Source organism: Candidatus Protofrankia californiensis (genome assembly GCF_900634765.1).
Classification (GTDB): Bacteria; Actinomycetota; Actinomycetes; order Frankiales; family Frankiaceae; genus Protofrankia; species Protofrankia californiensis.
Genome location: NZ_CAAAFT010000243.1, coordinates 1 through 6,626, shown reverse-complemented (window position 1 = coordinate 6,626; position 6,626 = coordinate 1). Strand labels below are relative to the sequence as shown.

At 67.0% G+C, this 6,626-nt stretch carries 9 protein-coding genes; 8 read left to right on the top strand and 1 reads right to left on the bottom strand.

What is annotated here, in order from left to right:
* The 5 genes from DD1DGNOD_RS13015 to DD1DGNOD_RS12995 all read left to right on the top strand — a co-directional run.
* Nucleotides 1-742: thiolase C-terminal domain-containing protein (locus DD1DGNOD_RS13015; RefSeq protein ID WP_430827802.1), on the top strand; the 742-nt coding region annotated here is incomplete at its 5' end.
* Nucleotides 743-744: 2 nt separating this feature from the next.
* Nucleotides 745-1,203: a MaoC family dehydratase N-terminal domain-containing protein gene (locus tag DD1DGNOD_RS13010; protein ID WP_131770249.1), complete on the top strand. Its 459-nt coding sequence runs from the start codon at nt 745-747 to the stop codon at nt 1,201-1,203.
* A complete protein-coding gene (locus DD1DGNOD_RS13005; protein WP_131770248.1) occupies nt 1,200-1,601 on the top strand; it encodes a MaoC/PaaZ C-terminal domain-containing protein in 402 nt (133 codons plus the stop codon). The genes DD1DGNOD_RS13010 and DD1DGNOD_RS13005 overlap by 4 nt, the downstream gene beginning before the upstream one ends.
* Nucleotides 1,602-1,626: 25 nt before the next feature.
* The gene (locus tag DD1DGNOD_RS13000; protein WP_131770247.1) at nt 1,627-2,457 is read left to right on the top strand and encodes an SDR family NAD(P)-dependent oxidoreductase; all 831 of its coding nucleotides are present in this window, start codon (nt 1,627-1,629) and stop codon (nt 2,455-2,457) included.
* Nucleotides 2,458-2,464: 7 nt separating this feature from the next.
* Nucleotides 2,465-3,256 (top strand): enoyl-CoA hydratase/isomerase family protein, encoded by a 792-nt coding sequence (locus tag DD1DGNOD_RS12995; protein WP_131770246.1) that lies wholly within the window; start codon nt 2,465-2,467, stop codon nt 3,254-3,256.
* A gap of 132 nt (nt 3,257-3,388) precedes the next feature.
* On the opposite strand, the gene DD1DGNOD_RS12990 is transcribed toward DD1DGNOD_RS12995, so the two are convergent.
* A complete protein-coding gene (locus DD1DGNOD_RS12990; protein ID WP_131770245.1) occupies nt 3,389-4,159 on the bottom strand; it encodes a helix-turn-helix domain-containing protein in 771 nt (256 codons plus the stop codon).
* A gap of 163 nt (nt 4,160-4,322) precedes the next feature.
* On the opposite strand from DD1DGNOD_RS12990, the gene DD1DGNOD_RS12985 reads away from it, so the two are divergent.
* The 3 genes from DD1DGNOD_RS12985 to DD1DGNOD_RS12975 form a co-directional block, all read left to right on the top strand.
* Nucleotides 4,323-5,165 (top strand): alpha/beta fold hydrolase, encoded by an 843-nt coding sequence (locus tag DD1DGNOD_RS12985; RefSeq protein ID WP_165036667.1) that lies wholly within the window; start codon nt 4,323-4,325, stop codon nt 5,163-5,165.
* Nucleotides 5,166-5,353: 188 nt separating this feature from the next.
* On the top strand, nt 5,354-5,857 hold the full coding sequence (locus DD1DGNOD_RS12980) for an ester cyclase (RefSeq protein WP_131770243.1): 504 nt from the start codon (nt 5,354-5,356) through the stop codon (nt 5,855-5,857).
* Between the two features lie 328 nt (nt 5,858-6,185).
* Nucleotides 6,186-6,626 (top strand): AMP-binding protein (locus DD1DGNOD_RS12975; RefSeq protein ID WP_165036665.1); only part of this gene is annotated, 441 nt, incomplete at its 3' end.

The window sequence follows — 6,626 nt, the reverse complement described above, 5'->3', positions numbered from 1 at the left end:
GTGGTATTTCGGCGGCGCCGGCGCGAGCTACGCGGAGAAGTACGGCACCAAGGCGGAGACGTTCGCCGCGATCTCGGTGAAGTCCCGCGCGCACGCGGCGAACAACCCGTACGCGGTGTTCCGCGACCCGGTGACGGTCGCGGAGGTACTGGCCTCGCCGCACATCTTCGGCCCGTTAACCAGGCTGCAGTGCTGCCCGCCGACCTGCGGTGCGGCGGCCGCCGTGATCGCCAGCGAGGAGTTCGCCCGCAGGCACGGGCTGCGCACCGACGTGCGGATCGCCGCGCAGGCGATGACCACGGACTTCCCGTCGACCTTCGAGGCCAAGGACATAACCAAGCTGGTCGGCTACGACATGGCCAAAACCGCGGCGGAGCAGGTCTACGAGGCGTCCGGGGTGTCCCCGGAGGACATCCGGGTGGTCGAGCTGCACGACTGCTTCACCGCCAACGAGCTGCTGTCCTACGAGGCGCTGGGACTCACCCCGGAGGGCACGGCGGAGAAGTTCATCGCCGACGGCGACAACACCTACGGCGGTCGGGTCGTCACCAACCCGTCCGGAGGCCTGCTGTCCAAGGGCCACCCACTGGGCGCGACCGGGCTGGCGCAGTGCGCCGAGCTGGTCTGGCAGCTGCGCGGCGAGGCCGACGCCCGCCAGGTCGAGGGCGTGAATCTCGCACTGCAGCACAACATCGGCCTCGGCGGCGCCGCCGTGGTGACCCTCTACGAGAAGGTGAGCTGAGCATGGCCGTCGACCCCAGCGCGATCGGCACCGAACTGGCGCCCGTCGAGCTGACCGTGGACGCCGGTCGGCTGCGGTTCTTCGCCAAGGCCATCGGCGAGACCGACCCGGTCTACTCCGACGTCGACGCGGCGAAGGCCGCCGGGCACCCGGAGCTGCCCGTGCCGCCGACCTTCCTGTTCGGCATCGAGCTCGAGCAACCCGACCCGTTCGCGTGGCTGGCCGACGCCGGTGTGGACCTGCGGCGGATCCTGCACGGCGAGCAGTCCTTCACCTATCACGCGGTCGCCCACGCCGGCGACACGCTGATCGCCAAGCCGCGCATCGCCGACGTCTACAGCAAGAAGCGCGGCGCGCTGGAGTTCATTGTCAAACAGACCGCGGTGTCCCAGGCCGACGGCACCGCGGTGGCCGACCTCGCCTCGGTGATCATCGTGCAGAACCCGGAGGTGGCGCAGTGACCACATTGGAGAAGGTCGAAGCAGGCACGGAGCTGCCGCCCCTGGAGCTGCCGCCGATCACTCGCACCACGCTGGCGCTGTTCGCGGGCGCCTCCGGTGACCACAACCCGATACATATCGACGTTGACGTCGCCAAGTCCGTCGGGCTGGACGACGTGTTCGCCCACGGCATGTTGTCCATGGCCTACCTCGGCCGCCTGCTCACCAACTGGGTACTTCAGGAGCAGATCCGGACCTACCGCGTCCGGTTCGCCGCCATCACCCCGGTGCACGCGCGACCGACCTGCACCGGCCGCGTGGTGTCCGTCGAGGACGGGCTGGCCACGCTCGAGCTCGCCGTCACCCTCGCCGACGGCACCGTGACCCTCACCGGCGACGCAGTCGTCGCCGTCAACTGAGCACAGTCTGAAAGGAATTCGACCCGTGGGAAACCTGGACAGCAAGGTCGCCATCGTTTCCGGCTCCGGCCGCGGCATCGGCCGCGAAATCGCACTCAAGCTCGCCCGTGAGGGCACGGCCGTGGTGGTCAACGACCTGGACGCCGAACCCGCCAAGGACACCGTCGCCGCCATCGAAGCCCAAGGCGGCAAGGCCGTCGCCTGCGTCGGCTCGGTGACCGAGGAGGGGTTCGCCGAACGGTTCGTGGCCACCGCGGTGGATGCCTTCGGCGGGCTGGACATCATCGTCAACAACGCCGGCTACACCTGGGACACCGTCATCCAGAAGATGACCGACGAGCAGTGGGACGCCATCCTCGACGTCCACCTCAAGGCGCCCTTCCGGATCCTGCGCGCCGCCCAGCCGGTCATCTCCGCCGCCGTGAAGCAGGCCAAGGAAGCCGGTGAGCCCGTCCCCTGCCGCAAGGTCGTCAACATCTCCTCCATCGCCGGGCTGGGCGGCAACGTCGGCCAGGTCAACTACGCCGCCGCCAAGGCGGGCGTCACCGGCCTGACCAAGACCCTGGCCAAGGAATGGGGCCGCTACAACGTCACCGTCAACACCGTCGCGTTCGGACTGATCAAGACCCGGCTCACCGAGACTCCCGCCGACGCGGACGGCACCATCGACGTCCAGGGCAAGGCGATCAAGGTCGGCGTCAACACCGACCTGCTCTCCGCCATGGAACGCATGATCCCCCTCGGCCGCGGCGGCACCCCGGCCGAGGCGGCGGGCGCGGTCTACCTGCTGTGCACGCCCGAGTCCGACTACATCAGCGGCCAGACCGTCGTCTGCGGCGGCGGCTTCAGCATGTGAGGCGCCGGTGCTCCGGGTCGAACGCGACAACGACATCGGGGCGATCACCCTTGATCGTCCCGAAGTCCTCAACGCCCTGAGCTGGGAGCTGATGGACCGGCTCCGGGTGGCGATCCAGGAACTGGGGGCGGACGCCGGCGTTCGGGCCGTGACGATCACGGGTGCGGGCCGGGGCTTCTGCGCCGGCGCCGACTTCGCCGACCTGGTCGCCCCCGAGCTGGAGGACGGGGCACTCCCCCGGGCCATCGCCGACCGCATGGAGGATGTGCTCACGCCGATGTGCGAAGCGATCGTCACCTCGCCCGTGCCCATCGTCGCGGCGGTGAACGGCCCGTGCGCAGGCGGCGGCCTGGGGCTGGCCCTGCTGGCCGACGTCACGATCGCGGCGCGATCGGCTTCGTTCTCCATCCCGCACGTGACCCAGCTGGGAATCGTGCCGGACCTGGGCATTTCCTGGGCATTGAGCCGGTCCATCGGCCGGGCGCGGACCCTCGGCATGAGTCTGCTCGGTGAGCGCGTCTCGGCGGAACAGGCACAGGAGTGGGGCCTGATCTGGCAGTGCGTCGACGACGACCAGCTGACCGCACAGGTCCGGGCCGTGGCAGCCCGCCTGGCGAGCCTGGGCCCCGCGGCCGTTGTCGCCACCCGGGCACTGCACGACGGGTCGTCCGCGGCCACCCTGCCCGAGCAGCTCCACCGCGAACGCCGTGCTGTGCGCGCCCTGTTCAGCGGTGAGCACGTCCGCGCTACCGCCCAACGATTCCTCAACCGCACCCAACCCGTCGGCGGCAACTCCTAGCCTGGGCTATTCACGCCGATTCCTGTTGATCTAGCGGATCGGGGTGGCCAGACCCGCCGGCTTCGGGGTGGACGGCGGGGACGTCGACGGTACGGGCGCCCGGAAGCGCGACCTGGGGCGTCCAATCTTCGGTCAGGAGAGCTCCGTGGCGTAGGTTCCGCGTTTGCCGGGCCACCACATGATGGCCAACTCGGTGCGTGACCGCGCTCCGCACTTGGCGAGCACGTGGGTGATGTGGCGTTTGACGGTCCACTCCGAGATCCCGAGTTCCCGGGCGATCAATCTGTTGGGCCATCCATCGGCGACGTAGCGGGCGATTTCGTGCTCACGGATCGACAAGGTCATTCCCACGGGCGCGGCCTGATGTTCGAGGTGGCTGCGCAGCAGGTGCGACAACGCCGGCCGAAGTTCCCGCAGGAGTTCGTGGTCTCCGCAGTTGAAGGTGTGTCCGCCTGTCGCGACGACTCCGATATAACCGTGAACGGGTAGTGAGGTATCCAGCCAGAGGAGGATCTTGTCACTGATGTCGTTTCCCGGTAAGAAATCCTTGAGGAATTCTCCGCATCTGTCGTTACTGAGGGCTAGCTCCGCTAGTTGCGGGAGCACGGCTTGCCCGTATTCCTGCATCATTTCACGAGCGAGTTTGTGTGCGAAGACATCTCGGCCAGCATAACTATCCAGGTAGCGCGCCATGAGCTCGGGAACGATGCCATGGGTGCGGGGCTCGCTCAATTCCAGCTGCAGTGACGGGTGGCGGCCAAGGAAGAAGGTGAGGTGCTCGTAGCCAAGATGCGTCGAGAGCGCGTCGAGAACAGCGCTGCGGAAGTACGGTGACTCGGTCGCGCCGACACAGTGGTTGATCATCGCGAGGGCGCGGCGGTAGTCCGCAGCTTTCAGTTCCACGACGGCCTCCAGTAAAGGTGCGTCCAGAACAGTGCTAATTCCGAAAAAATTATTATTCCGTGCGCCTCCGAGATTGTCAATACCACCTAGGTGGCATTGAGGTGAATCTTCACAACGAGCACCGTTGTGGTGCCGGTCACATTCTAGTTCAAGGTGGAATCCGTTGAGAGAGCACTTCGTCACCGGGGCTGCGGGGGCACGACTGCGAGTCCTCGAGCACGGCCCGGAGCAGGCGCCCACCGTCGTGCTGGTCCATGGCCTGTCACTGAACGCGGGCGTGTGGGATCCCCTCGTTGCGCGGATCCAGAATTCGTTCCGAATCCTGGCGCCCGACCTTCGTGGACACGGCCACTCAGATGCGCCCGACGACGACACCTACTCGCTTAGCCGCACGTGGGCCGAGGACCTCGAAGCGGTGATCTCGCTCGCCGGGCCGGGGCCGGTGGTTCTGGTTGCATGGTCCTACGGCGGTCTGGTCGCCACCGACTTTCTACGCGCCTACGGGCAGTCCGGTCTGTCCGGACTGGTTCTGGCCTCCCCGTTACGCAAGATCGGTAGCGCGGACGCCCTGGCCCTGTTGGGACCGGATTTTCTCGCGACAGCTGGCGGACTGACATCGACCGACCTCGACGAAGGGGTCGCCGCGGTGAGCGCGTTCGTCGATTTGCTCCGCGCCGGGGACTGGGACCAAGCCGCGCGCGAACGATTGCTCGGCGCCGCCCTTTCGGTACCGCCGCGGGTACGTGCCGCAATCCTCGGGCGCGTCAGCGACGGCGATGACGCACTCGCCGAACTGACCATCCCCACCCGTGTCGTCTACGGCAGCGACGACACCGTCATCGCCCCGGCAGCCTTCGCCGAGTTGGACACCATCATCGCCGCGGCGACAACGACCGCATATCCCGGCGTCGGGCACATCCCGTTCGCGGAAGACCCCGCACGCTTCGCCGCCGAACTCGTCGAATTCGTCGGCACCCTTTCCCCTGCCACCGCTGCCGTGCACTGACCGCGAGGCCGCGCTTTGTATGCGGGCCCGGCACCCCAACAACGTCTCCGGCGTGGGGCCACCCGCCGCGCTGTTCCTACTCGCCGAAAAGACCTACGGTGGCGAGACCGTCTTCATACCTGAGACATGCGACCGTCAGAAACTAAGACGAACAAGTCTCAATACGAACCCGAAAGGAAATCCCCGCCATGACTGTTGTCACCATCGAGGGTCGGGTCGCACTGCAGCGCGCGACAATCGAGGAGCATATCCGTCAGGAGAACGCCAAGGAGTGGGAGAAGGTCTACGACACCTTCCTGCGTGACGAGCGTGCCTTCTACGATGTCATCCCGATGAGCGCCCACTACGAAGGCATCCGGGGTGTGCAGGACTTTTACGAGGCGCTCGCCGTCGCGTTACCTGACTTCGTCATCACCGTCACCGGTGAATACGATCTCCCCGGCTACTCCTGGCGAGAATTGACCGTCACAGGAACACATCAGGGCGAGTTTGCCGGCATTGCCCCACAGGGTCATCCGGTTCGCTTCGAAATCGCCGCGCTCTACATCTTCAGCGACGACGACCCCGGCAAACTCGTCGCCGAACGCGCCTACTGGGACAACGACTCGGTCTACCGCCAGCTGAAGGGAGAGGCCGACGCACCACGCGGCGGAGTTGGCCTGACCGACCGCGCACCTATCCGAGTGGCCTAAGACGCCCGCAAAGCAGCTTGCCAACGGATCATGATCGTGTGAAGCAGGCGTTCTGGCCGGCGGGCGTTGCGCCGTGGTCCCTTCGCGATGTTCGTGGCGCCGGCCAGTCGGACGATGCTGATGACGAGGCTACGCGGGCTGGCCATGACGCGGGGCCTGGCTGCGCTAGACCGTGACGACGTAGCGGGCGCCTCGTCGCATGTGGGGACGGCCACGGTGCGGTTGTTGGAGAACCGGGTCGGACTGACCGGCGGGCAGGAAGATCAGAACCAGTCACGATCACCGCGTGAATCATCGAGGCTAGCCCCACACCGGAGAATGGAACCCTATGTATCTGACCCAGGGCCTGCATCGCGCCGTGCAGCAGAACCCGAACGGCATCATGACGATCTTCGGTGACCGGCAGCGCACGTTCGCCGAGGTCGCCGACCGGGTGGCGCGGCTGGCCGGTGCGCTGCGCGGGCTCGGCGTCGGCGACGGGGACCGGGTGGCGTTCCTCGGGCTGAATTCTGACCGCTACCACGAGTACCTGCTGGCAGTGCCGTGGGCGAACGCGGTGCTGAACCCTGTGAACATCCGCTGGAGCGCGGCCGAGATCGTGTACTCCCTCCGGGACTCCGACTCGAAGGTGCTGTTCATCGACGACGCGTTCGCGAAGCTGCTGCCCGAGATCAGGCAGGGCTACCCGGAGCTGGCCACGGTGATTCACACCGGGGACGGCCCTGCGCCGGAGGGCACGCTGTCCTACGAGGAGCTCATCTCCGGGGTC